Genomic DNA, 24,822 nt, shown 5'->3' on the forward strand with positions numbered 1-24,822 from the left:
TCAGCGGCCCCGGCCTGCCGCGACCAGGTCGCTGCGGGTGAGCGTGACGGTGGCCAGGTCGAAGGTGTGGGACCCTGTCCAGTCGGCCTCCGGCCAGACCCGCAGGATCCAGCGGGCCGCGACCTTCGCGGTCTTCCGGCTCAGCTCCACCGGCTTCCCCGACGCGTCCTTGGCGACCGCGTGCGGGTCGGGCCAGGTCCGCGTCGGGTCGGTAAGGCTGACGCGCACGGTGGCCGCGCCGGGGATCATGTCGGCGAGCTGTGCGGCGAGGCGGCGCGGACGGTCGGCATCCGTGCATGCCAAACTTCCGTTCGGCGTAGCGGGCATGCGATACTCCGTTGTTCGTAGGAGCGCGGTGCGGCGGTTCTCGTGCAGAGATAGCCCCGCCGCCCGCGAGATGTGAATCGGTGTCCTTCGGGGTGCCGGCCCGGCGTTCAGGAGTTGGTAGCTCCTGGGCGCCGGTCTCGTTTCCGCCCCCGATCACGGCCCACGCACGTGCACCGCCCCTCCTCTCGGCCCTCTGCCGATCCTTGATCCGCTTGCGCGGTGACCAGAACCATAGGGCGAGCCATCGCAGCAAGTCCAGCCTCTGCACACCCATTCCCACCAGGCAGGGAACACTGCCGTTGATGAATCACGCGGGAAACGTACACCACGCTTGCGACCCTTCGTCAACTGCGATGTCGCCGAGCGCGACCGTTTGGGGTCGGACCACAAGTGGAGTGGATATGATCGAGGTCATGACGGAGGGACGAAGATGACCGAGAAGCAGGGGCGGAGAAGCGTTGCGGATCTGCTCGACCGCCTCTTCCGCGAGGTGCACCCACCCGGGCGCGGGCCGTACACGTACGCGGAGGTGGCGCAGGGCGTGCACGAAGCGACCGGCTTCTCCATCACCGCCAGTGCCATTCAGCAGCTCCGGACGGGGAGGAACGAAAACCCCAAGCTGGCCACTATCCGCGCCCTGGCTGCTTTCTTCGGCGTCCCTGCCAGCTACTTCTTCGAGGAGGAGGTGGCTGACCGGACGATGGCCGAGATCGACGTGGTCGCGGCGATGCGGGACGCGGACGTGCGCAGGGTTGCGTTGCGCGCGAACGGACTCAGCATCAGCAGTCTGAAGATGGTGGCCGCGGTGATCGACCAGGCGCGCCGCTTGGAGGGGATTCCGGACGACGATTCCGGTCTGCTAGACGATGAGTGAGCAGACCGGCCACGACTCAGGACCGTGGATGCCGCCGCTCAGTGGACGACCGGATCCTGGCCCTCCTCCATGAGCACGGTCACGCGGAGTATGTCGCTGCGTGCCGGCCGCAGGGCAACGGTGCGAACGGCGACCTCGCGGCCTTGGTGGTAGGGGAGTTTTACCCGGCGCAGCATTCCGTCACCGTGATCGACCATCTCGCGCTGGTCCCAGATCCTCCGCGCCGCCGGCGATCCCTCAAGGATCTCGTTCTCCAGGCGCTGCAGGGCCTCGTTCTTCGGATGGTTGGCTCGCTCGTAGCGGACCTGGCCCAGATAGGGTCGGGCCCAGTCGCGGTCCCAGTCCACGAGCTGCTCGTGCGCATCGGGGCTGAGGAATGTCCACCGCATCTGGTTGGCGTACTCCACCGCCCCCGGCAGCCATAGCCGCGTGGCCTCGTTGTAGCCGATCATGTTCCACGCCAGGTCGGTCACCACAGCTGGGTCAGGCAACTGGTTGTCGATGAACCGCTGGAGCGTCTCGTCCATCTCGGCAGTCGCATCCGGCGCAGGCACCGCGGCGAGCGCCGGAGGGCGCCCGACTGCCCGCAGGTAGAGCGCTTGACGCTCGGCCCGGCTCAGCCGCAGCGCAGCCGAGACGCGGTCGAGGAAGTCCACGGAGTAGCCGGCTTCCCTCCCCTGCTCCAGCGAGCCATACCATCGGGCGCTGACACCGGCCAGCCGAGCCACATCATTGTGCGTCAGGCCCTTCCCACGGCGGCCGTGCACCGGCAGCCCCGAAAAGGTTCGGGGGTCGGCGCGTCTGCGCCACGAGCGGAGCAGTTCAGACAGGGACTCCTCGCCGGAATCACCGCCGTCAGCCCGCTGGTCCGGGGAGTCCATGACGTGGGATTAGATCACGTCATGGCATGATTTGGATCACGCGACACTCTGCGCACCCGTCAGAGAATCATCAAATTGTCACCTAGGGTAATCGGCTGCTCAAAAGGTCGACCATCCAACTATGCGCGCTCTGGTGACAACGCCCCGATCCCTCAAGGCTCTGACGGACGGGCGCGACGACGAGCCCCCTGCGCCCCCCAGGCAACCCACCTGGCATATCCGTCGGCTTGACCACCTTCCGTAACCGGAACGGCAAGTGCCAGGAAGCGCGAGTGCCAGCCAACCCTTGGCATTCTCCTGCCACCGGCATCAGATCCCTGGTGCACCGCTCAGTTAGAGGGGGGATCGCTGTGCCCTTGCTGGAATCAGAAGCGAGTCGACTGCGCAAACGGTGTGAAGATCAGGTCGACCTGTTGCGTCTCCCTCATCGCTTCAGCACCCGCGACCTGCGCGAAGCCATAACGGTGCTTCGCGGTAAGCCCATCGTGCTGAAGTCCCTGGACACGCTCGGCGCTGTCGACGCACCGTGCGGCATTCGAGTGGAGACGCCGACAGTTGACCTCGTCTTCTACGAGGAGGGCACGTCCGTGAACCACCAGCGGCACATCCTCACCCATGAGTTGTGCCACGTGTACTGCGACCATCCCGGCAGCTTGGAGGTCGATGCGGACACCGCCCACGCCCTCGGCGTGAATCCGACGCTGGTGATGCGCATGTCGGGACGCACGAGCTACTCGACGGCCGACGAACTCGAAGCTGAAACGATGGCCACGATCATCCGTCAGCGCATCTACCGCGAACGTGAAGCCCCCTCCTGCCAGCTCGGAAGAGGGCCGGATAGCTGGGACGCCCTGTTCGCCCAGCCCATCAAGAAAGGCCGGTTCCGCTCACGATGAACGCCGTTTTTCTTGGCATGGCCTGCCTGCTGACAGTTGCTGCAGGCTACTGGGTGCTGGGGCGAGGTACGCCTCGGCCTGCGGGCACCTGGGCGATGGGAGCGCTCCTCGGCTCGTTCGCGCTGGCCTTCGCCTCCTACTCACCGCTGCTCGATGACGCCGTCGAGACGGTCGTGCCGCACGTGGCCAGGCTGCTGAGCAACACTGCCTCACTGGCAGCGGCCACCGCCGTCCTGGCGGTGTCCTTCCAGCTCGACCTCGAACCCGCCGAAGCCAAGCGCCGCGTCCGACTGCGCTTCGCCCTTTTCGCCGCCTCGGCCGTCGGGATGACCGTGCTGTTCACCTACGAACAGATGACCCACCGCTCACCTCAGGTGTACGCGCTTTACCTGTTGCTGTTCATCTCGTACCTCGGTTTCGCCATCATCGAATTCGCCCAGCAGTCCGTGCGGCAGTCGAGGTCGGCCCGCCGCGGCAGCGTCCGGCTCGGTCTGCGCCTGGCTGCGGCTGGCTGCGCCTTCGCATTGGTGTACACCGCGTACGAGCTGACCGTCCTGGTCTCACTGGGCCTGGGCATCCATCTCATCCGCGACCACACCGAGTGCTCCTCGCTGGTCGCCACACCCTGCGTGTTCAGCGTGACGTCCCCTGCCCTCGCGGTGCTGCTGATCTGCATCGGCCTGACCCTGCATGCCGTGGCCTACCCGATCAGCCAGGCGCGCCGCCACCGTTGGGAAAGGCGCTCCTGCGACGCGCTCGGCCCGCTCTGGCAGGACTTGTCAGCCGCCATGCCGGAGATCGTGCTCCCCGCGACACCTCACCACGACGCCTCGGCCGACGCGGACTTCCTGCTCCAGCGGCGGGTAATCGAGATCAGCGACGGCATCCTCGCTCTCCGCCCTTACCGCTCTCAGCAGGTCCTGGAGAGCATGCAGCGAACCACCAACGTCGAGTCGGAAGAAAAGGCCGCAATCGTCGAGGCCGCCGTGGTGAAGGCGGCCCTGGCCGCGAGGAACGTCGGCCTCCTCGCCAAGGAAGTCGCCCCGCCGTCCTGGGAAGCCGCCTCCCGCAAGGACCTGCGCGAGGACACTCAGTGGCTCCTCCGAGTGGCCGACGCCTATGGGTGCCAGACTGCGCGCCTCGCCGACGACGACCAGACCCCCGTTGGAGGTTGAGCACATGACCGACCCCACCCACGACCCCCACGCTGCCGTCGCGGCCACGCGCTCCTCTTGCCCGGTCCAGGCAGTCCCCACCGGCTCAAGCGGGCACACCAACTACCTGGTCTCGGGCTACGAAGAAGCGCGACAGGCCCTGGCTGATCCACGGTTGTCCAAAGACACCGCGGCCTTCTTCGCCGGCAAGCACTCACAGCGTCGGCTGCACCCAGCGGTTGCCCACAGCATGCTGGCCACTGATCCGCCCCAGCACACCCGGCTCCGCAAGATGGTAACCAAAACGTTCACCACCTGCGCCGTCGCACGGTTGCGCCCGTTCACCAACCAGACGACCGACGGCCTGCTGGACCGGTGGCCCGTCGAGGGGCAGGTCGACCTCATCGCCGACCTGGCCGTCCCCCTGCCGGCCATCGTGATCTGCGAGCTACTCGGCGTCCCCGGAGCCGACCGGCCCGACATCCAGCGCTGGTCCCGCGAGTTGTTCGCACCCGGAAGGCCCGACGTCATCGACACGGCTTCGCACGCCATGGCCAACTACATGACCGGGCTCATCGCCGCCAAGCGTTCGCGGCCCGGCAACTCGCTCCTTGACAAGCTCATCGCAGCACGCGACGGCGCAGACCACCTCAGCGCACACGAGCTGGTCTCCCTCGCCGTGCTGCTGCTAGTGGCCGGCCACGAGACCACGACCTACTTTCTCGGCAACGCCGCCTTGGCGCTCCTTCAACACCCAACCGAGCTGGAAAGCCTACGCTGCAACCCGGAGCGCATCCCAGCCGTACTCGACGAGCTGCTGCGCTACGACTCACCCGTCAGCACTGCCACATTCAGGTACACCACCGAGGCCATCACAATCGCAGCCACCGAGATTCCGGCCGGCGCCCCGGTGCTCGTCGCTCTCGGAGCCGCCAATCGCGACCCTGTCCGGTTCCCTGAACCGGACAGGCTCGACCCCGACCGCCTGGCCACCAGCCATTTGGCCTTCGGCCACGGCATCCACCGCTGCGTCGGAGCCCCGCTGGCCAGAGCGGAAGCGGAAATCGCCCTGCGAACGATCGCGACCCGCTTTCCCCCGGCTCAGAATCGCCGTGCCTCCGGGTGAATTGCACTGGCGAAAACTCGGATGGTGCGGGGACTGGGCGCGCTACCTGTTCAGACCTAGCCACCTGGAACGGGGCCACCCCTGGCAGGCCGCAGAATCGCCGACTCCGGGAACCGGCTGGTATAGGGTCCACAGCTTCTCGCACCAGGTTTAGCTGTGAAGGTCGGTGGCCGGTCGGAGGCCGTGACACAGGAATCCAATGTGGCTATCGACACGACAAAGCCAAAGAGGGCGGAACTTGCAAGGGCCGCGGGTAACAGGTTACGAGGAGGGCCCGCTTCCTCCGAAAATTTGCCTTGAGGAAAGCCGACCGCCATAGGGTGAATTCTTTGGACAGATGTCGAACCGCCCGTCGGCCACATCAGCGACGAATCCGGAGACGCGTGCGCCCGGCCCGTAGCGCTACGACGTGGCCAGCATCACCCTCCAAGGTGGACAGAAATACAATAGAATGTCCACATGCTCATACATGACGCACGTAGCAGCCAGATGCTGTGTATAGGAGACCCAGGACAAGGGGTCCACATCATATTCTCCACGCCGGAGCGGCCATACGGAGGCGATCCCGCTCTTGACATCCCAATTCAGATCAAGGGCGCATGGGTGGACATCAAGGACCTGATCCGGACACTGAACGGTGACGGGCTCGTGGAATTCTTCTCATCGCTGACCGGGAAATCGAGAATTTGGACCGAAGCCCGCATTTGGCAGTCCAGCGAAGAGCAATTGAAAATATCCGCGGAGCGCACAGATGGGCGAGTCATCCTGACCTGGGGGATATGGGGAAAAGCGATCAAGTCCGAAACCGCATGGTATTTCGAGACGGTTACATCACATGCGTGCGAGCAGCAGATCCAAGAATTTTCCGAAGGATTTAATGCCCTATTTCAGGGGAATCGATCCTGATCCGCTCCCCTCAGCGCAAGCTCGCCGCGCGACTGGCTCCTGAACTGCCGGCGCACCCGCCGGACGCGGCGGTCGAGTCGCTCACCGCGTCCGGCCCCAGTAGGCAGCATCGACGTATTCGGGGTCTGAGGAGATCGCGCCTGTCACCCTGATGCAGGGCCCGCAGGGTCGGCTCCCGGCCGCCGCGCACCCGGCAGGCCCGCAGGCACCGCCACCACGGTCAGCGCGTCCCTCCGGGTACCGCTCGGCCGAGGCGAGCAGCAGCAGCGCCGATGCGTATGCGTCCTAGCGGGCCCCGTGCAGTCCGTCCGGGATGCCGCCCATGTCCAGCCGCATCTCGTCGACGAGACTGCCCAGGCGGTACGACGCCAGCCCCGTCCGGGCGGCCCGTGCCAGGCGCAGCGTGTCCAGGACTCCGGCGGGCTCCCACGCTGGCAGGTGCGAGCGGAGCGCCCAGTAGTCCACAGCGCGTTGTGCGCCGCGATCCATGCCCCGCCCAGCAGACCGTGCACCTGGCCCGAGACCTCCCGCCACGACGGGCAGGAGGCTGATATACCTGGTTCGTCAAGCCGCGGGCCTGCACGGTATGCGGCGTCGCGGGCCGCCGCGGGCGCGCCAGCAACGACCCGGCCGTGCTGGTATCCCAGCCGCCCCTCGTGAACCGGCAGAGCAGCGACCTCCACCCAACCCGGCGGAGTGGCGCCTTTGTCCTCGACGTCGACAACGAGCAGCAGCGGCCACGTGCGGAAGTTCACTGCATGGCGCTATGCCAGCGACCGGGCGGTTACGGCCTGCAAGTGAACGCCTTCGCTCCGTCCGTGTTGAAGGCCAGCGGCGCGACCATGCTGGCGAGGATCACGTCGCACAGCTCGTGCTCCACGTCCCGCTACGTGTGGCTCTTGCCTTTGCCCGAGTTGGCGTCGAGCGTGCCCATCGCAGCCTGAGCGACCTCCCAGACCTCCTCCTGGACACGATCGTGGGGGGCTTCACATGGACCCCGGGGTGTCCAGAGCGACGACGAGCGCCAGGGCAGCATGGTCGCTTAGCCCCAGCGCGACCGGCTCCTGTTCGTAGTCGCAGCGGCGCACCTGCCCGCTGTGCGGCGCGGTGACGAAGGCGTGGTCGAACCGGTAGCCTTGTCCGCTGCGCCCGTACCAGCTGTGCGCGGCGGTTTCCGGGTGGAGCGCCCGGAAGGCATCGGTGAGCCGAGCGGCGGCGAAGGACCGGTAGAAGTCGTACTCCCATTGCCCGTACACGGCATGGTGCGGCTGGTGGCCCGGCTCCACCACGTTGAGGTCGCCGGCCGCGATCACCAGCCCCCCGGCGGAGGCCACTAGCCCCGGCAGAGCTTCGGTGACCGCGGCCTGGAACGCGCGCTTGGACTCGTTGCGCCGCTCCTTCGGCCCCCTGGACGGCACGTACAGGCCCAGCAGCAGCACCGGGCGGCCGCCGATTACCGCCGTGGCCGCAGGCGCCCGGTGCGGCAGCACGCCCGCCCCGCTCGGGACGGGCACCAGTGGGGCTCCGCGGGAGGCCAGCACCGTCCGGTAGTCCGCGGCGGCAGGCTGCGGGGCGAGAACGGAGGCGTACCCGTGCTCGGCCAGGGCCGCGGTCAGCGCTGCCCCGCCAGGGCCGACCCCCACCTCGGTCACCACCAGCAGGTCCGCGCAATCCTGGCCGGCCAGCCATTCCGCCTGGCGGTAGGCGCGTGGCGGCGAAGCATGCTGGGCGTTGAACACCACCAGCCGGGCGGCGTCGGTAGCCGCCTCGTGCCTCGGCCCGGCCGGGCCGAGGAGGGAGAGCTGGTCAGCCGCGGGGGTCATGAGCGCGGGCCTCCGTCTCGTCCAGGAACACCTCACCGGCCGCATCCAGCTCCTGCTGGAGCCGTCCGGCGCTCTCGCGGATGAACACCACGTCCTCCGCCGACAGCGGGCTGCCCGCCGCCGTCAGGTTCTCGGCCACCTGCTGCGGGGTGGTGAAGCCCACCAGCACCGCGGCGTTCTCGGCGTGCTGGACACAGTAGCCAAGGGCTGCCCGCACCAGACCCTGCCTGTCCGGCCCGAACCGCTGCCGCAGGGGCTCCAGGCCGCGGTCGATGATCCCCAGCGCCTGCGGTGTGAACCACGCCTTGCGCAGCCGGTGGTCCCCGGCGGCGAAGGCCGGCGGCCGCGCAGGGTCGTACTTTCCGGTCAACAACCCTTGCCCCAGCGGCTTGTTGATCAGCACGCTGGCGCCGTGCTCGGCGGCGAACGCGAAGATGTCCGGACCACCGGCCGGGGGTGGCGGCGTCAGCGCGTTGTAGCGCACGGCCAGGTATCCCGGCTGGATCTGGTCGAACAGGTACCGGAACCGGGCGTGCTTGTCCTCCCGCTGCTCCTTGGGCACGGTCAGCCGGTCCGTGACGAACCGGTGTGGGCCGCGCATGCCCACGCAGCCGATCAGGCCTTCCTCCTGGAAGTCCCGCATGGTGTCGATCGCCTCCTCCAGGTACCGGTCGTCTGGGCCGAAGTTGGCGTTGTGCAGGAAGTAGATCTCCAGGTGATCGGTGTCCAGGTTCTCCAGGCTGGTCTCCAGTTGCCGCCGCATGTGGGTCGGCACGTACGGGTGCTCGGCCGTGCCGGCGAAGTATCCGACCTTGCTGGACAGCACCACCGATGTGCGGGGCACCTGGTGCAGGAACCGGCCGATGATCCGCTCGGAGTGCCCGTGCCCGTACACGTCGGCGGTGTCGAACAGGTTGGCGCCCATCTCGTACGCGGTCTCCAGACCCCGCAGCGATGCCGCGTCGTCGGCGGTGGACCAGCCCATCGGCAACCCGAGGTTGCTGTCCGGGCCGCCGATCGCCCAGCAGCCGATGCCGACGGGGTGGACCGTCAACCCTCCCGTCAACGTCCGGTCCTCCAGGCCACTCTCGTGGATGCTCATCCCGCTTCCCTCCATGGGTATATTTCCTCACAAACCATGAGATATCTCTGATCGGTTGCCGCTACGGTGTGCGCCGTGACGAACTCAACCCCCCTCGATCTCCACGCCATCACCGCCAAGGGCTGGGCCGACCCCGACGGCTTCCCGGCTGAGGAGTTCCAGCGGGCGACGGCCTTCTACGAGTCGATGCGCGCCCACGACCCTGGGCTGCTCAAGATCCGCGCCGAGGCATCGGCCCTGATCCAGCAGTGGACCGGCCGCACCCCGCGCGACGTCGGCTCCTTCGGCACCCGCCTGAACCTGGAGACGTCCGACCTGGACCTGGGCATCGGGTTCCCCGTCGACCAGCGCAACCAGCTCATGGGCGCCTTCGCCGACGCAGGCCGCGCCCGCTTCCTCGGAGAGCGCTACACCTCCTTCAGCACCACCCGCCTGGTGTTCGCGTTCGAGATCGCGGGCGTCGAGATCGACGTCAGCGCCCTGACCGAGGAGGACTTCACCGTCGCCTGCCGGATGCTGGACCAGATCGACGCGGAGATGAGCCTGCCGGAGCGCATCGCCCACACCTGGGTCAAGCACCTGCTGCGCGAAGCCGGCCGCCTGGAGGAGTACGCGGCCTGGAAGCTGGTGACGTACGCCCGGTACTGCCCGGAGTTCAACTGGGTGCCGATCCCGGAGAAGGCCGGCTCCTGACCCACCCCCGTAGGGCTGCCCCGGCTGCTCCGGCCGGGGCAGCCCTATGTCATGCCGTTCAGGTGCCACAGGGGTCCGCCGCGTTGATCAGCTGCCACTCTCGGGCCTCAGCCCACCGGCCGTGCTCATGACGCAGCCTGTCCGCGTGCCTCTCGGGCAGCACGCCGGCCATGTCCACCACGGTTTGGGCCATGCGCTCGCGCAGGACCCCGATCTGCGTGTCCAGCAGCGCCCGGATGCGCTGCTCCAGCACCTCATGCTGGCCGGGCACCGGTATGGCCGGGGCCTGTTCGGCGGCGTCGGTCAGGCCGCCGAGCACGGTGTACGCGGCGTCCTTGAGCACCACCCGGGCCGTACGCACATGGCGCCGCGGCTCGCCGTCCAGGATCTTCTCCAACGACTTGAGGGTGTAGTCCAGCGCGAAGGAGCGGTCCACCCACAGCTGCGCCCACTGGCTGCACACCCCGATCCGCCAGTCCGCGAACTGCGCGTCTTGGCGGCCCATCGACGGCCGCACCTGCCCGGCCAGCCCGGCGCGCTGCACCTGCTTGGTGTACGCCGCGCCGATCAGGCACTCCATGGACACGAGCATGTAGGAGATGCCGGTGTGGAACGCTCGCCCGGTGGCGTTCGCCTGGACCCACTGCGGGTCCCGGACGCCGTGGGCGATCTCCTCCACCGGCACACCGGGCAGCGGGCGCAACAGCAGGTCCGTGCGCCCCTGGTAGGCGTACGTGGCCCGCAGCTCCTCGAAGCTCATCAGGTGGTCGAAGGTGATGTACGTGAACCGCGTGGGCACCCCCAGCGCGGACAGCGTGCGCACGGCCAGGGCGTTCTGCTCCCCGCCGGTCTCCTTGTTGAACCGGGTGAGGATGGAGTCCACCCCGGACTCCACGCCGAACAGGCAGCGCCGCAGCCCCCGATCCACCAGGCCGCGCCACATGGCGGCGCGCTCGACGTGCCAGATGACGTCCCGCTGCGGGTCGCTCACCTGGTCGATGCGGCAGCTCGTCTCCCATCGATACCGTGCCCCGTGCAGTACCTCGGCCATCTCCAGCGCCCGCGGCACGGCGTCCGGGCCCCGGCCGATGAACTCCTCGTCCACCAGGTACAGCGTCCGGGAGATCTCCGGGTACCGGTCGAAGACCTCGCCCATGGCGCCCAGCATCCATCGGAAGTCCTCGGGGGTGCCTCCGGCCCACTGGCCCTTGTGGCCGCGCGGGCAGAACGAGCAGAAGTTCGTGCACCCGCGCGAGGCTTCCAGCTGGGCAACCCCCTGGTGCTCGAACGTGTCCGGCAGCAGGTCCAGCTCCGGCAGGAAGTCGTCCTGCGCGCGGCTGACGGGCTTGGCGGTGCGGCGCCGCCCGATCGTCAACGTGCTCTCGCCGCGGGCGGCCCCGTTGTAGCCGATCCCGTGCACCTCGTGCAGTGCCAGGTCCCCGTGCCAGTGGGCCATCAGGTCCTGCACCGTCAGTTCACCGGCACCCCGGGCGATCAGCAGATCCGGGTACCGGTTCAGCAGCAGCCCTTCATTGCGGGCGGTCAGGCTGCCGCCGGCGATCACCCGCGGCGGGGACGGCAGGGCGTTCGCCGCGTCCATCAGCTCGATCATCAGGTCGTGCTGCCCGAACGTGGCCGAGATCCCCAGGATGTCCGGGGCCTGGTCGGTGACGAGCTGCACCAGGTCCGGCAGCGTGAGGCCGAGCTGCATGTCGGCCAGGGCCACCGTGCCCAGCAGTGTGGCCCTGGCCGCGCGGGCCACGTCTGAGATGCCCAGCGGGAACCTGGGCAGGGGGAAGTGCTCCGGGTGGTACAGCGCGGCCAGCAGCACCACGGGGCGGCTGAGCCGGTACACGGCCTGCTCATCCAGCCGGGCCGTGGACAGCCACGAGTCCGGGTCGTCCACGTGGATGCGGCCGGCGGCCCACGCCGGCCAAGACCGGGTGCTGTGGGACTTGCCGGACAGGTCCGCGAGCGTCCATCGGCCGTCCGGCCGCTCGATGGCCACCAGGCGGCGGTCCAGTGTGCCGGCGACCCGGACCCTACCGGCCCTGCCGGCGAGGGAGGTCTCCACGTGCTGCCGCAAACGTGCAGGGTCCAGCGGTAACGCGGCGTCCACCGGGCTCAGGTCCACGTCTGCGGCATGGCGGACAGCTTCGCTGAGCAGCAGGTCCAGCGGCCGCCTCTGCTCCGCGCCGTCGCTGGAGTCATGCGAGTGCGGTACATCCTTGCCGAGCATGGATCCCCCAGGCGAGTGTGTGAGTGGTCAAGGCGTGAAGCTGCTCGCGCTCGGGGGCCCACCGGCGCCAGGCGGCCGCGAACCCCCCGCGCTGCTGGGCAGCTGGACCGACGGTGCGGCCTTGGCCGCCCACGTCCGCACGAGCGGGTCGCTGTACGGGTAGAGCGAGTGGTCGCCGGTGAAGTCCGCGGCCGCGCGGGCGGCGGTCCACGGGCCGAGCCCGGGAACGTCGCGCAGCGCGTGCATCAGGTGATCGCCGGGCAGCCGGCCCCAGGTGTCCGCGTGCTTCAGATAGGCAGCCGCAGCCGCCGGCAGGGCTTTGCGGGTTTGCAGAGTGGCGGCGACCCTCGTGAACGCGTCGTCGGTCAGGTCCAGGACGGTCCTTGGGCCGGGCACGGTGTGCATCAGCCCGGCCGGCGTGCTCCACGCCGGCCCGTACGCGGTGATCCACAGCTGATACAAGGCGCGGGCCCGCCGGTCGCGGACGATGCGCCGCAGCAGGCCACTGGTGATGGCCTCCCACAACGTGGGCGAGGGGACCCGCTGCACGCTTCCCAACTGCGCCAGGGCCGCGGTCAGCGCGCTGGGCGCGGCCGGCGGTAGCGAGCCCGCGCCCGTCTCCACCGGCGCCACGGCCTGTCGGTCGTCCCCGCCCACGCGTAGGGAGTGCAGCCGGCCCCCGTCCCACGTGAGGAGCACTGCGTCCTCGCCGTCGACGGCCAGACGGCAGCTGGTGCCGTCCGGCCGCACGATCCACGCCGGGTGGTCGGTGAGCAGCGTGGTGGTGCTCATCGTGGCGCCTTTCTGTGGGAGTGGCCTGGCGTCCCCAGCGGTCTGCTGCCCGCCGCACCCACCCGGGGCGCCCTTGGGCCAAGAGCACCCGGCCGCGCAGCCGCTCACGACCACTCCGGGGTCTGCACGTCCACGAAGTGCGGCAAGTGATCGGACAGTTTGAAGTTCTCATCGAACGGGTGCGTCCACACCGCGGCCGGCTGCATACCCGACAGCAGGGCGTAGTCCAGCCTCCACGGCACTCGCTCGTTGGCGTAGTAGTGGCCGACTGTCGGCGGCCGGGGCACGCCCAGCACGGTGTGGGGATCCTTCCACCCGGAGTTCAACAGCACCCGCACCGCGCGCTGGTCGACGCCGCCGAAGTCACCGTCGTTTTTCACGATCCGGTACCGGGAGTGCAGGTTGACGGGCACCTGGGACCAGTCCTCCAACTCACGGTCGGCGGTGTTGAGGTCGCCCAGCAACACGGCCCGCGCCGGCAGGCCGGGGAACACGCCGCCGCTGTCGGTCATCCACCGGGCCTCAGCCAGCCGGGAGTCCCCGTCGTAGGGGTGGAGGTGCGTGCCGTACACCAGGAAGTCCGCGCTCGGGATGTCGCCCGCCTCGCGGGGACGGAACCGCGCGCGGATCAGTGCGTGGTGAAAGCTCCCCTTGCCGCGGACGTTGTAGTTCACCAGCCGCAGGTCAGGACCGTACAGCAACGTCGTGTTGTTCCGGCCGTCGCCTACGTGGGATCGGGCCAGCACCGCGGACCGCATGCCGAGGGTCTGTTCGGCGTATTTCAGCAGCTGTTGCTTGTCCAGGTGCCACTGCGCGCACTCGGTCAGGCACACCAGGTCCGGCGCGCACGCCGCCACCACCTTCAACTGGTCGATGAGGCGGGCCTCGTTGCCGCGGTCCACACCGCCGTTGAGCAGATTCCAGATCATCATCCGCAGCGTGCCGGGCGGCCGCTTCGGTACCTTGATGTCCGTCACAGCAAAGCCTCCATAAGATCGTCGGAAGGGGAGGCGGCGGCCCTACCGCCGCAGGGCCGCCGCCCGGCCGCCGAGACCGCCCCCACAGCAGGCACCCGGCGGCGGTTGAGTCACGCCACGTAGGCGATCTGGCGGCTCTCGTACAGGTAGCCGCGCGCGGTCGGGCCGTGCGGGGCCGCTTCCAGGGCTGCGCGGATGCGGCGCACCATGTATGGGGCGCAGAAGTCCTCGAGCTGGTCTTCGTCCAGGAACCGGTACTCCGACAGCGGTGCTGGCGCTCCGAGGGGAGTGCCGGTGTTGAGGGTGATCGCGTCCGCGGGCGTGAGGTGGTGCAGGAACACCAGCGTGGTGCGCTCGCACCGGCCCGACTCCTCGTCGCGCGGGGCGTAGTCGGTGAGCAGCAGCGTGTCTGGCACCAGGTTGAGGCCGACTTCGATGTGGGCGGTGCGGATCGCCGTCAGGTGCGGTGCCTCGTTGACGAGGGCGCCGCCCCCCACCAGCCGGAACTTGCCCGCCGGGCCGCCGAAGGCGGGGTTGACGACCAGGACGTGGCCCTCGTCGTCCAGGATCAGCCACTGCCCGTACAGGGAGTGCCTGTCGTCGTCCTGCTTGGTGGGGGCGAAGGGGTGTGCCATGTCTCTCCAGTCGTTGTAGGGGAAGGGACCCGCCCCGGCCCGGACCCGGGGCGGGAGTCTTGGGGGTGGCTGGTGCCGCGCAGCTCGGCGAGCGTCAGCGCTTCCAAGCGCGCGATGCACTCCTCGCAGGCGTGGAACGCGCCCGTGCCGGCATCGGTGTGCACAGGGCCCAGCCACATCACGGCAAGGCCCGTGGCCTCACACCGCCAGCAGTCGCCGATCACCCACGGACTGCGGAACATCGGGCTGCTCCTTCGCTGTGGTGGGGCGGCCAGGCCGCCGGGCGTCCATCGGCGGCCTGGCCTGATGGCCCGGCCGCCGGGCTTCCGTCGGCGGCCGGGCCGGGTGGCTCCGCCGCCGGGGCTTCCAACAGCGGCCGAGCCTGGGGACCACCCCGGCCCGCCGTGCCACGGGTCACGGCGAGGCACGGCAAGGTGCCTGGCCGGGGTGGAGGTCTACTGGTGGGCGATGCCGTAGCCCAAGGCCACGACCAGCAGTGCCAGTACAGTCATGTACAGCAGTTGTGCGGTGCGCTCGCTCATGCCCGCCCCCACTGGCGCACGGCGTGCAGGTGGCGGCGGGGACTGTCGCCGGCGATCTCCGCGATCCAGCAGCGCGTGCACGCGTACGTCGCGCGATAGGGGCCGGAAGCTCCAACGAACCACGACAGCCGGTGGCCCTCGCGCATCGGAGTGCCGCAGTGTGCGCACAGCACTACCGGACCGGCGGCCGCAGCGTCCTCCAGCGGGCCGACAACCTGCTCCACCGCGGCGCGCAGCAGCTCCGGGTCGGTCAGTGGCCGGTTCGCAGGGGGCCGTAGCCAGCGCGTCCCGTCGTGGCAGCCGTCCTCCCCGGGCACCAGCAGGCGGCCACCGGGGCCGTGAACCGTGACGCCGATCTCCGACAGGTCCGGCCAGTGGTTGACCGCGCGCGGCGCGAGGATCCACACGTGGTGGGACAGATGCGGGTCCTCGAACACCGGACCGGCGTGGGCACCGACCAGCTTCAGCGCGTATTCAGCCCAGGACGTGGGCAGCGACACCGCGCTCCACGTGGCATCGACGCGCAGCAGTTCCACCGGATCTTCCACCGGCAGCCAGCTCATGCCCGCCACGGGCCCTCCATCTCCGACCACACGCACTTGCCGCCGGGCAACACCTGCACGCCCCACGCGGCCGACAGCGACGCCACCAGCCACATGCCGCGCCCGGACTCCCCGTCGGCCGTGAGGGCTTGCACGGTGGGGCGGCCCCGCCCCCGGTCAATGACCCCGATGCGTACCCTCCGGCCGGACAGCCGCAGCGCGGTGACCCGCATACCGTCGCCCTCGGCGTGCCTGATGGCGTTGGACACCAGCTCGCTGAGCACCAGGTCGGCATCGGTCAAGTCCGCCAGCCCCCAGGCACGCAGGGCGCCGGCGACCAGGGTGCGCGCCGCCGGGCAAGCGGACGGCACCCGCTCGTAGTTCGCCGCGACCACGGGCTGATCGACCAGTCGGGCAGGCTCGGTCAGCGCACGCAGGCTACGCACCTTCACCCCCCGGGGTGTGGGCGCCGGAGAGGAAACCAGCCAGGACGGCGGGCGTGCACAGCAGGCCAGGACCCTCGAACGGGACCACCCACCACGGACCGTCGGTGACCGGCTGCACCCGGTCCGGGGCGGGCACGAGCAGCTGCGCGGCCGGCGGGTGCACCACCGTGCCCGGCACCCGCCACCTACGGGCAGCCGAACCCGGCAGCAGCACCGTGTAAGCGGCCTGACGGCCAAACACTCTCTCTTGGTGGAACACCGGCCCATCGAGGACTTCGGGGAGCAGCACGCGGCCATTACCGTGCCTGCCGACGCCGGCCGCCTCATGGACTCGGCCAGCCGCAATCGTTACGGCAGCGAACAAGATGCCCGGCACCAGCCAGGCCGAGCCCGCATCGCGCCACTGCGCGATGGCCTCCAACCGCACGGGCGCGGCCGACAGGAGCCAGTCCCCGGACGCTATGTGCCGCCCCTGCTCTGCGGGGGTGTGCCCGGTCATTTCCTGGCCTCCTCAAGTTCGCATTTGTACGCGTAGTCGAGGTGCCAGCTGACGTCCCGTCCATGCAGCAGCTCGACGGGGGAAGTGGTCCGGTCGACCCACGGATGGGTGTCCCAGTGCACGCCGTGGCTGGGAGGCAGCGCGATCCACTGATCCGGGCCGCTGCGCACCTCCGCCGGCATGCGGGGCGACAGGGCGTACCGACCGGTGGCCGGGAGCAGCAGGAGGACGGCGCGCCCGCCGTCGAACAGGCACGGCACCGGCGCGATGTGGTCCAGTTCGACCATCAAGGACATGCCGATGCGCTTGGAGACGATCAGAGCGTCGAAGTAGACCGTGGGCGCGATCAGCGCGGCGCCGGGGGCGTCCTCCAGCTGACGGGCGAACTCCGTAGGTCCGGGATAGCGCAGCGGGCCGGGCGCGGGATGCGCGCCCGGCGTCGGACACGTAGGGTCCCCGCAGGTGCATCCCTGGCGGGGACGGTGGCGGTATCCCACCACCAGCGGCCAGCCCAGAACGCTCGCGTAGGCACGGGCTGCTAAGTCAGCCCTGCGGGTATCGACCGGCTCCACGCCAAATCCCCCTGGTGATCACTCACGTACGAACAGTGACACCTTGAGGATTTCGACCAGACCGGGTCATGCCCCCTAAATTTTCTAGGGGTTGTTCTCGCAGGGGTGGTCAGGAGACCAGTTCCATGTTCCTGATCAGGTGCGAAAGCACGGTGGCCTGCGACGGCACACCGATACGCGCCAGATCCGAGACCAGAGCGCGCGCCATTGGGTCGGCGTACACGTAGTACGGAGCGGCCGCCGCCGCACTGCGCAGTTTCAGCACCGCGGCGGGGCTGCGGCCCAGCCGGTGCAGCGAGCGCGCCTCGTCGATCGCGTAGTGCGTACGGCGCTCCTTGCTGGGCACCTCGCTGATGTTCACCCGCGGCACGCGCCTCAGCCCGCTATCCGGCTCATCGACCTCCACGCCGGCCTCCGCAGCGTGCACAGCGACCGTGCCCCGCCCGAACACCGTCTGCTGACGGACGTCGTACCACCCCGGGCCGAGCTGCTCTGCATCGTCGAGGGCGGCGTCGATCCGCGCCCACGCATCGACGGCCTGGTTACCGCGGGCGTAAGCGATGGCAGCACGCAGGTGCAGTGCTCCCCGCAGCGACACCGCTGCCATATCCGCGTGCTGGCCTACCGCGTACGGCTCTAGGTCCCGCAGCGCGGCCTCTGCCACGGCCACGGTCTCACGCATTGACGCCTGGTGCAGCAGAGCCCCACACCGATCCCAAGCCACCGCGGCCTTGACGACCGGATCGCCCAGCTTCGTCGCGGCAGCGGCGGCAACCTCTGCGGCGAACCATGCGAAGTCCGGATACCCCAGCTGGTTGAGGCACATCCGGGCGGTGCGGGCGGCGTCGACCATCAGCCGCAGCGCCTCCTCCCGCTCTGATCCCTGCGACGTGAGGAGCGCGGTGTTCAGGTCCTCGATCATTGCCGGGAGCAGCGTAGCCACCAGCGGCAGGTTCGCCGCCTGCCGGGCCGCGTTGGCCTTCTCGGACTGGCGGCCCATCTCTGCCATGTCCACCGGTCGGCCCTGCGGGTTCAGCCCCGGGTGTCCGGACAGGATCAGGCCGGCTCGACGCATCCCGGTGCGCAGCGCTGGAATGTGGGCGTGGGCCAGGTTTCCGCCGCTGCGCTGCAACCGGTAAGGCTGCCCGAGCAGCCACACCACATCGACGTCGCAGCGCTCCGCGATACCCGTGATGATCGAATAACGGTCGAGCGGCTGGCGACCCGACTCGACGTTGGCCAGCCAGCTCTCTGTGCGAGAGAGGAAGTCAGCGAGTTCAACTTGCGTCAGTCCGGCCGCATTGCGTGCGATCCGTACGCGAGTACCGATGTGCTCATCACTGCTAAGAGGCATACTGGAGCCTTCCGTTCTGACCTAGACACTCAGAACGCTACTCCGAACTGCGCCCCCGTGGTCCTTCGTCACGGGGGCGCAGTTCTGCATTCCGGCCGACGGACTGACGGTTACTCAGCTTTTTCCTTAACGACCTCGCGGAGCCTGGTTGGTCTGGAACTCTGGAGACATGACGTATCGCAGCGAGTCCGCTGAGGCACTGGCTGAGCTGCTTCACCGCGCTGTTGAGTCGTTGCGGTAGGGGAACCGCCGCGCTGATATCGAACTGCGCGGTGCGCTCGCGGAGCGGCTGGAGGATGCAGCAGCGGGGGACGATGAAGGCGTGATCAGCCCTTACGAGCTCGTGCATGGTTGGCCGTGGCCGTGGTCAGCATGGTTCGTTGGACTTGTTGTGGTGGGGGTCGGATCACGTGGGTTGATTGTGTCGGAGCGGCGGATCACGAGCCTGTCGCCGGGCGTGATCGCTGATCTGGTGGCGGAGTTGGGTCCGGTCTTGCAGGCCCGGCGCGATGCGGAGCTGTGTGGCCGTCGCCGTCTGCGGGCGGTCGGAGCTGGTGCGAAGTACAAGCTGGTGTTCGTCGATCGGCTGCTCGCGACGCTGGTCCATCTGCGGCACGGTGTCACCCACGATGTGCTGGCCCGCTGGCTTCGCGTGTATCGGTCGACCATCACCCGGGCAATCGGGGAGATCCGTCCGCTCCTGTCCGACCGCGGCTGCCGCGCCGCACCCGGTCCCAGGCTCCGCACGCTGGCCGATGTGGGCGCCTATCTCGGCGCGACCGGACCGACCGGGATCATCGACGCCACCGAGATCCAGGTCCGAAGACCCGCAGCACATCAGCCCGGACGGGCAAGGTTCATCTCCGGCAAGAGCCGGATGAACGCGATGAAAGCCCTGGTCGTCACCGACGCCCGAGGCCGGATCCTCTTCTGCGGCGAGGTCGGCTCGGTCGCCGACACCATCGACCTGGAGATACTCGCCGACGCCGACTACCAGGGACTGGCCGCACAGACCTACGGCCAGGTCGTCACCCCGCCGCGAAAACGCCGCGGCAAACACCTCGAACACCTGCAATGGCTGATGGCCCACCACGAACAGGCCCGCTTCGCCCACTCCTCACGCCGCATCCCCGTCGAGCACGGCATCGCCCACCTCAAGAACTGGAAAGCACTCGCCCGACACCACGGCCACCGCCACCACCTGTCCGACACCGTCCAAGCCGTCGCCGTCCTCCTGTCCGATCAACAGTCAGCAGACCAAACCACCGGACCCGCACTCCTGACCCGCCGCACAACATGATCAACAAGCCGCGACGTCACCCCAGCACGTCCCGCCGACAACCATGCACGAGCTCGTAAGGGCCTGCAGATCATCGGCCCTGTGGGAACCTTCCAACCTACTCTCGAGGGGCTGGTGGTCCTTGGCAACGAATGAGACCCCGGCCTCATCGTCTCGTCGCCTGTCCGCAGTCCTGCGCTTGTCTACCGCTCTGCCCGCTCGCTGCACGCCTGTCCACCGGTTGTCCAGCGGCAGCGGTGAGAACGCCCCGACAGAGTTGCTCAGCACACACGGATTGATCTTGAAACCACAAAGGCCCAGGTCAGATGATGCCTGTCCTGGGCCTTTCGGAGCCGTCTTCGGGATTCGAACCCGAGACCTACGGATTACGAGTGCGCTGTTGGCCGCTCCGGCCAAACCTCGCTCCTCCCGTGTCGACAGCAGCGCCAGTACTCGTGAAGCGAACCCCCTGGGCGGCCGAGGCGTCGCTCGCCCTTCCGCTCCAGGGACTTTTCAGGGACTTTCAGGTCTGTCCGAGGGACTTTCGAGGGACTTTCCGCTGCCTAGAGCGGCAATCGGCGGACAGAGCGGAAAGGGCATCCGATGCAGGTCAGAGGCCCTTTCCGGGGAAACACCGCAGGTAAGGGCAGACGAGTCGGGCTGTACGCCGGGTTCTGTGCCCCGGGACCTCGCGGTCGTCGGGGCGACGGCCATCCATCTAGGGCTGCCGTTGCCGGCAGCCTCGTGCGGTCTACCCGCGGACTCGGGCGGGCAGCCCTCGAACGTCCGCGCGGGGCCGTATCGCTACGGCGCCCTCTTGACCTTGCTCCAGGTGGGGTTTACCAAGCCGTCCGGGTCACCCCGGACGCTGGTGGTCTCTTACACCACCGTTTCACCCTTACCGGGCGCCTCGCGGCGCCCGGCGGTCTGTTTTCTGTGGCACTGTCCCGCGGGTCACCCCGGGTGGCCGTTAGCCACCACCCTGCCCTGTGGAGCCCGGACGTTCCTCGGCGGGCCCCAAGGGGGTCCGACGCGGCCGTCCGCCCGGCTCGTCTGCCGTGCCGCCCATCGTAGTGGTCGCGCTGGGCGGGCGCGAACAGCGCCTTCGCGCCCCCGGCCTCGGGGCGACCAGGCGGACCCGCTCCCGGTGGTGGCGGCGGGCGTACGGCGGGGACGTAGGCTGCTGCGGGTTCGCTGGTCCGTCCGAGGGAGATACCGCCGTGCTCGTCCTGCTTCCGCCGTCCGAGGGCAAAGCCGCTGGTGGGCGGGGACGGCCCGGCGATCTCGGCGCGCTGTCGCTGCCCGGACTGACCGAGCCGCGCGCGGCCGTGCTGGACGAGCTGACGGCGCTGTGCGCCGCGGACGAGGAGAAGGCCGCCGAGGTGCTGGGGCTGAGCCCCGGGCTGCGCGGGGAGGTCGCCAGGAACGCGGCCCTGCGCACCGCGCCCGCGCTGCCCGCCGGCCGCCTCTACACCGGCGTCCTCTACGAGGCGCTGGGCCTGGCCACCCTCGACCCGGCGGCCCGCCGCCGCGCGCAGTCCTCGCTGCTGGTCTTCTCCGGGCTGTGGGGCGCGGTACGCCTCGGCGACCGCATCCCGGCGTACCGCTGCTCGATGGGCGTACGGCTGCCGGGGGCCGGCGGCCTCGCCGCGTACTGGAAGCCGTGGCTCGACGCGGTGCTGCCGGAAGTGGCGGGCGGCGGGCTGGTGCTCGACCTGCGGTCCTCGGCGTACGCGGCGGCGTGGAAGCCCCGCGGCGAGCTGGCCGCCCGCACCGCGACCGTGCGGGTGCTCCAGGTGTCCGTGGTGGACGGCGTCGAACGGCGCACCGTGGTCAGCCACTTCAACAAAGCCACCAAGGGGCGCCTGGTCCGCGCCCTGCTCACCGCCGGCGCCCACCCCCGCACCCCCGCGGCGCTCGCCGCCGCCCTCCGCGACCTCGGCTTCACCGTCGAGAGCCCGCCGGGCGCGGGCGCCGGGCGGCTCGACGTCCTGGTGCACGACCTGCACTGAGCCGGGCCTGCACGGAGCCGGGCCCGCGGGGCAGGCGGCGGCGTCGCGGGTCGGGCGCGGGCGCCTCCGTCGACGCGCAGCGGACGGACGTCACGCGCTGAGCCCGGCGCTGCCCGCGGCGCCGCCCCCGTCTCCGGCGCCCGCGCGCCGGTGTTCGTGCGCCGGTGTCCGCGCGCCCGTGTCCGCTACGCCTCGGCCGGGGTCCAGCGGATCTGCGTGCTGCACACGGAGACGAGGACCGCGCAGCCGGCGACCGCCGCGAGCCCCCAGACCAGCCCGCTGCCGTTGGCGATGAAGCCGATCAGCGGCGGCCCGGCGAGCAGGCCGGTGGTGCCCATGGTGGCGACGACGGTCAGCGCGTCGGAGCCGTTCTTCGCGGCGGCCACGTAGACGCAGGGCGTGACGGCGGCGATGCCCAGGCCGACGCAGGCGAAGCCGATCAGCGCGGGGACGACGCCGCCGCTGAGCAGGGCCAGCGCGAGGCCCGCGCCGGCCACGGCGCTGCCGACGCGGACGATGCGGCCGTCGCCCCAGCGGCCGCGCCAGCCGTCGGCGAAGACGCGGGCGAGCACCATCATCACCGAGACGACGGCGATGCCCATCGGCGCGAGTTCCGCCGACGCCTTGGCGACGTCCTTCATGTACAGCGCCGACCAGTCGTTCATGGCGCCCTCGGTCACGGTGCCGAAGACCATGGCGGCGCCCAGCCACAGCGTGACACGGGTCGGCATGGTCCAGCGGCCCCGGCTCTTCGCGGCGCCCGGTCCCTCCGCCGCGCCCGCCGCCGTCTCGGCGCCCGCCGCCGTCTCCTTCCGCGGGACCTGCTGCTCCTCGGTGAGCAGCCCGTCCCGCGCGTAGCCGGCCAGCAGCAGGAGCAGGGCGGCGGCGACCGCGAAGTGGACGAGGACGGTGGACGTCAGGGTGTTCATGCCGGACGCCAGCAGGGCGGCAACCAGCGAACCGCCGCTGAAGGTGGCGTGCAGCCTGGCCATCGCGTTGCGCCCGTGGACGGCTTCGAGGGCGGCGCCCTGCGCGTTCATCGCGACGTTCAGTCCGGCGACGAGCGCGCCGTCGCAGAGCATGACGAGCAGCGCGACCGGGTAGTCCGGCAGGTCGGACATGGCGAGCAGCAGCAGCGCCAGGCCGACCGCCGTGACGAGGGCCAGCCGCCGCGACCCCAGCCTCCTCATGAGGATCGCCACCAGCGGGAATGCCGCCACCGCGCCGATGCCGGTGGCCATCAGCAGCAGGCCGACCTGCGCGGCGCTCAGGCCGAGATGGGACGTGATCGCGGGCAGCCGCGAGGCCCAGGTGGCGTACTGGAAGCCCAGCGAGCAGAACAGGGCGGCGGTCGCCAACTGCCCTCGGCGGAAGGGATCGTGCACGCGCAGCATCAGACTGGTCCCACTTCGTCTCGTGTTGGTGGTGCGCTCGGCGGGGCGCCGAGCCGGTCCTGCCGCCCGGTCCGCCACGGCGGCAGGGGCATCGACATGTACACCGAACCCGCCCCGTAGGAACGGGGGTCGGCGATTCCGTCGTGCGCGGTGAAGCCGTTGGCCGACCAGAAGGTGTGGCTGCCGCCGACCGCGACGAGCGAGATCCGCTCGTACCCCCGCGCGCGGGCGTCCGCGGTCAGCCGGCCGAGCAGCCGCCTGCCGAGGCCGCGGCCGCGCAGCTCCTCGGCCACGACGAGGTCGTGCAGGTGCAGGTTGGGCGAGTCGAGGACGGACTCGTCGCGGTCGGCCAGCTCCGGGTACGCGGACTCCGGGTAGGGCAGCGCCAGCAGGTAGCCGGCCGGCCGGCGCCCCGCGTCGAGCACGAAGCAGGTGGCCGGCGACGCCCGGACCTTGGCTACGAGCGCGGCGCGCCCCTCGCACAGCCCGAGGGGGGTGTAGGCCCCGGCCTCCAGGGTGACGATGCCGTCCCAGTCGGCGTCGGCCACCGGCCGGATGCGCATCTCGCGGTCCATCTACGCCCCGCCTCGCGGCGCGCGCACGCAACTCCAGGGCAGCGGCGGGAAGCCGTTGAACCCCTGCGTCATGTAACTGACGGCGTACGCGCCGCCGGATAACACCCAGACCGGGTCGCCGGAGGCGAGCGCGGCGGGCACCTCGACCAGCCGGTGGCCGCCGGAGTAGGCGTCGTCGCTGTCGCAGGTGGGCCCGGCGACCCGGGCCGGCACCGTCGGGCCGCCCTCGTGGCCGGGGAAGACCAGCCGGTACTGGAGCGCGTCCATCTCGTACAGGCCGTTGAACCGGCCGCAGCTGAGGTAGAGCCACCGCTGCGGCGCGCCGTCCGCGCCGTGGCGCAGGGACAGCCGCGAGACGTGCGCCCGGACGGCGCCGTGGTCGGCGACGAGGTACCGGCCCGGCTCCATGACGAAGTCCAGCCGGTGCCCGGCGGCGTCCTGGCAGTGCTGCATGCCCTCGCGGATGACCGCGAACACCTTGTCGAGGGGCGGGTCGAGCGGCTCGCCGCGCCGGTCGAGGTAGCCGAGCGCGGGCAGGCCGCCGCCGAGGTTGACGTAGCGCAACGAGGTTCCGCGCAGGGCCAGTTCGGCGATGACGTCGCAGAGCTGCTCGAAGGCGCGCAGCCATGCCTCGGCGGTCATCTGCTGCGACCCGACGTGCACCGACAGGCCGGCCGGTTCCAGGCCGCCGGCCGCCGCCCGGTCGAGGACGGCGAGCGCGTCGGCCGGGGAGCAGCCGAACTTCCCGCTCAGCCCCCACAGGGCGCCTTCACCGTCGGTCGCCAGCCGGCAGAACACCCGTGCGCCCGGGGCGTGCCGGGCGAGCGCGGTGACGTCCTCCAGGCTGTCGGTGGCGAAGTCCCTGATACCGAGCCGGTACGCCTCGGCGATGTCCGTGTCGGACTTGACGGTGTTGCCGTAGTGGACGCGCTCGGGCGGGACGCCGGCGCGGATGGCCTGCCGGATCTCTTGCGGGCTCGCCGCGTCGACTCCGCTGCCTCGGGCGGCGAGGCAGTCGAGCACCTCGTCCACCGGGCAGGCTTTGAGGGCGAACCGCAGCGAGACGCCCGGCAGTTCCTCCAGCAGGGAGGCGTAGCGGTCCTCGATGCCGGTGAGGTCGAAGACGATCCGGTCCTCGTCGAGCGCCGCGAGGGCGGCGTGCAGGGGGGCGGGGTGCGTCAT

At 70.0% G+C, this 24,822-nt stretch carries 24 protein-coding genes, 1 other RNA gene and 1 pseudogene; 8 read left to right on the plus strand and 18 right to left on the minus strand.

Translation table 11 applies throughout. The features are described 5' to 3' along the window. Positions 1 to 327, minus strand: coding sequence for a transcriptional regulator (locus V2S66_RS17055; RefSeq protein WP_330796321.1), 327 nt, complete (start codon positions 325 to 327; stop codon positions 1 to 3). Positions 328 to 757: 430 nt separating this feature from the next. On the opposite strand from V2S66_RS17055, the gene V2S66_RS17060 reads away from it, so the two are divergent. Further along, positions 758 to 1,201, plus strand: a complete 444-nt coding sequence (locus V2S66_RS17060; RefSeq protein WP_330796323.1) for a helix-turn-helix domain-containing protein — start codon at positions 758 to 760, stop codon at positions 1,199 to 1,201. 38 nt (positions 1,202 to 1,239) lie between these two features. Here V2S66_RS17060 and V2S66_RS17065 read toward each other — a convergent pair whose 3' ends face one another. Then, positions 1,240 to 2,082, minus strand: a complete 843-nt coding sequence (locus V2S66_RS17065; RefSeq protein ID WP_330796325.1) for a helix-turn-helix transcriptional regulator — start codon at positions 2,080 to 2,082, stop codon at positions 1,240 to 1,242. 350 nt (positions 2,083 to 2,432) lie between these two features. On the opposite strand from V2S66_RS17065, the gene V2S66_RS17070 reads away from it, so the two are divergent. The 4 genes and pseudogenes from V2S66_RS17070 (at position 2,433) to V2S66_RS17085 (ending at position 6,164) form a co-directional block, all read left to right on the plus strand. Further along, positions 2,433 to 2,978, plus strand: a complete 546-nt coding sequence (locus V2S66_RS17070) for a regulator component (RefSeq protein ID WP_330796326.1) — start codon at positions 2,433 to 2,435, stop codon at positions 2,976 to 2,978. Then, positions 2,975 to 4,153, plus strand: coding sequence for an MAB_1171c family putative transporter (locus V2S66_RS17075; RefSeq protein WP_330796327.1), 1,179 nt, complete (start codon positions 2,975 to 2,977; stop codon positions 4,151 to 4,153). Before V2S66_RS17070 ends, V2S66_RS17075 begins: the two co-directional genes overlap by 4 nt. Before the next feature lie 4 nt (positions 4,154 to 4,157). Beyond that, positions 4,158 to 5,318 (plus strand): annotated as a pseudogene (locus tag V2S66_RS17080) (cytochrome P450 family protein). A gap of 399 nt (positions 5,319 to 5,717) precedes the next feature. After that, a complete protein-coding gene (locus tag V2S66_RS17085) occupies positions 5,718 to 6,164 on the plus strand; it encodes a DUF6228 family protein (protein ID WP_330796331.1) in 447 nt (148 codons plus the stop codon). A gap of 285 nt (positions 6,165 to 6,449) precedes the next feature. On the opposite strand, the gene V2S66_RS17090 is transcribed toward V2S66_RS17085, so the two are convergent. The 3 genes from V2S66_RS17090 to V2S66_RS17100 form a co-directional block, all read right to left on the minus strand. Next, positions 6,450 to 6,653, minus strand: coding sequence for a hypothetical protein (locus V2S66_RS17090; protein WP_330796333.1), 204 nt, complete (start codon positions 6,651 to 6,653; stop codon positions 6,450 to 6,452). A 497-nt stretch (positions 6,654 to 7,150) separates the two neighbouring features. Continuing rightward, entirely contained in the window at positions 7,151 to 7,987 is an 837-nt protein-coding gene (locus V2S66_RS17095; protein ID WP_330796335.1) for an endonuclease/exonuclease/phosphatase family protein, read from the minus strand. Beyond that, the gene (locus tag V2S66_RS17100; RefSeq protein ID WP_330796337.1) at positions 7,971 to 9,089 is read right to left on the minus strand and encodes an aldo/keto reductase; all 1,119 of its coding nucleotides are present in this window, start codon (positions 9,087 to 9,089) and stop codon (positions 7,971 to 7,973) included. Before V2S66_RS17100 ends, V2S66_RS17095 begins: the two co-directional genes overlap by 17 nt. Before the next feature lie 75 nt (positions 9,090 to 9,164). Between V2S66_RS17100 and V2S66_RS17105 the strand changes: the two genes are divergently transcribed. Then, positions 9,165 to 9,782: a hypothetical protein gene (locus V2S66_RS17105; protein WP_330796338.1), complete on the plus strand. Its 618-nt coding sequence runs from the start codon at positions 9,165 to 9,167 to the stop codon at positions 9,780 to 9,782. Between the two features lie 58 nt (positions 9,783 to 9,840). On the opposite strand, the gene V2S66_RS17110 is transcribed toward V2S66_RS17105, so the two are convergent. The 9 genes from V2S66_RS17110 to V2S66_RS17150 form a co-directional block, all read right to left on the minus strand. Further along, entirely contained in the window at positions 9,841 to 12,021 is a 2,181-nt protein-coding gene (locus V2S66_RS17110) for a B12-binding domain-containing radical SAM protein (RefSeq protein WP_330796340.1), read from the minus strand. 27 nt (positions 12,022 to 12,048) lie between these two features. Next, complete coding sequence (locus V2S66_RS17115; protein ID WP_330796342.1) at positions 12,049 to 12,813, minus strand: DNA glycosylase family protein; 765 nt, start codon at positions 12,811 to 12,813, stop codon at positions 12,049 to 12,051. A 104-nt stretch (positions 12,814 to 12,917) separates the two neighbouring features. After that, the gene (locus V2S66_RS17120; RefSeq protein WP_330796343.1) at positions 12,918 to 13,790 is read right to left on the minus strand and encodes an endonuclease/exonuclease/phosphatase family protein; all 873 of its coding nucleotides are present in this window, start codon (positions 13,788 to 13,790) and stop codon (positions 12,918 to 12,920) included. Between the two features lie 110 nt (positions 13,791 to 13,900). After that, positions 13,901 to 14,425 (minus strand): NUDIX hydrolase, encoded by a 525-nt coding sequence (locus tag V2S66_RS17125; RefSeq protein WP_330796345.1) that lies wholly within the window; start codon positions 14,423 to 14,425, stop codon positions 13,901 to 13,903. A gap of 538 nt (positions 14,426 to 14,963) precedes the next feature. Continuing rightward, complete coding sequence (locus V2S66_RS17130; RefSeq protein ID WP_330796347.1) at positions 14,964 to 15,539, minus strand: hypothetical protein; 576 nt, start codon at positions 15,537 to 15,539, stop codon at positions 14,964 to 14,966. Further along, positions 15,527 to 15,961, minus strand: coding sequence for an ATP-binding protein (locus V2S66_RS17135; RefSeq protein WP_330796348.1), 435 nt, complete (start codon positions 15,959 to 15,961; stop codon positions 15,527 to 15,529). The genes V2S66_RS17130 and V2S66_RS17135 overlap by 13 nt, the downstream gene beginning before the upstream one ends. Further along, entirely contained in the window at positions 15,948 to 16,454 is a 507-nt protein-coding gene (locus tag V2S66_RS17140) for a hypothetical protein (protein ID WP_330796350.1), read from the minus strand. Before V2S66_RS17140 ends, V2S66_RS17135 begins: the two co-directional genes overlap by 14 nt. After that, entirely contained in the window at positions 16,451 to 17,026 is a 576-nt protein-coding gene (locus V2S66_RS17145; RefSeq protein ID WP_330796352.1) for a hypothetical protein, read from the minus strand. The genes V2S66_RS17140 and V2S66_RS17145 overlap by 4 nt, the downstream gene beginning before the upstream one ends. 109 nt (positions 17,027 to 17,135) lie before the next feature. Next, complete coding sequence (locus V2S66_RS17150) at positions 17,136 to 18,380, minus strand: helix-turn-helix domain-containing protein (protein ID WP_330796354.1); 1,245 nt, start codon at positions 18,378 to 18,380, stop codon at positions 17,136 to 17,138. A 322-nt stretch (positions 18,381 to 18,702) separates the two neighbouring features. On the opposite strand from V2S66_RS17150, the gene V2S66_RS17155 reads away from it, so the two are divergent. Next, entirely contained in the window at positions 18,703 to 19,680 is a 978-nt protein-coding gene (locus tag V2S66_RS17155) for a transposase family protein (protein ID WP_330796356.1), read from the plus strand. 626 nt (positions 19,681 to 20,306) lie between these two features. Here the strand turns inward: V2S66_RS17155 and rnpB are convergent. Next, an RNA gene (gene rnpB, locus V2S66_RS17160) (RNase P RNA component class A) lies at positions 20,307 to 20,711 on the minus strand. 168 nt (positions 20,712 to 20,879) lie between these two features. Between rnpB and yaaA the strand changes: the two genes are divergently transcribed. After that, positions 20,880 to 21,671: a peroxide stress protein YaaA gene (gene yaaA, locus V2S66_RS17165; RefSeq protein WP_330796358.1), complete on the plus strand. Its 792-nt coding sequence runs from the start codon at positions 20,880 to 20,882 to the stop codon at positions 21,669 to 21,671. 185 nt (positions 21,672 to 21,856) lie between these two features. On the opposite strand, the gene V2S66_RS17170 is transcribed toward yaaA, so the two are convergent. Genes V2S66_RS17170 through V2S66_RS17180 form a run of 3 tightly spaced genes read right to left on the minus strand, consistent with a single transcriptional unit; the run spans position 21,857 to position 24,822 of the window. After that, positions 21,857 to 23,065 (minus strand): MFS transporter, encoded by a 1,209-nt coding sequence (locus V2S66_RS17170; RefSeq protein WP_330796360.1) that lies wholly within the window; start codon positions 23,063 to 23,065, stop codon positions 21,857 to 21,859. Then, on the minus strand, positions 23,065 to 23,640 hold the full coding sequence (locus tag V2S66_RS17175; protein WP_330796362.1) for a GNAT family N-acetyltransferase: 576 nt from the start codon (positions 23,638 to 23,640) through the stop codon (positions 23,065 to 23,067). Before V2S66_RS17175 ends, V2S66_RS17170 begins: the two co-directional genes overlap by 1 nt. Further along, complete coding sequence (locus V2S66_RS17180) at positions 23,641 to 24,822, minus strand: type III PLP-dependent enzyme (protein ID WP_330796365.1); 1,182 nt, start codon at positions 24,820 to 24,822, stop codon at positions 23,641 to 23,643.

It is taken from the genome of Actinacidiphila polyblastidii (assembly GCF_036353415.1).
Classification (GTDB): domain Bacteria; phylum Actinomycetota; class Actinomycetes; order Streptomycetales; family Streptomycetaceae; genus Actinacidiphila; species Actinacidiphila polyblastidii.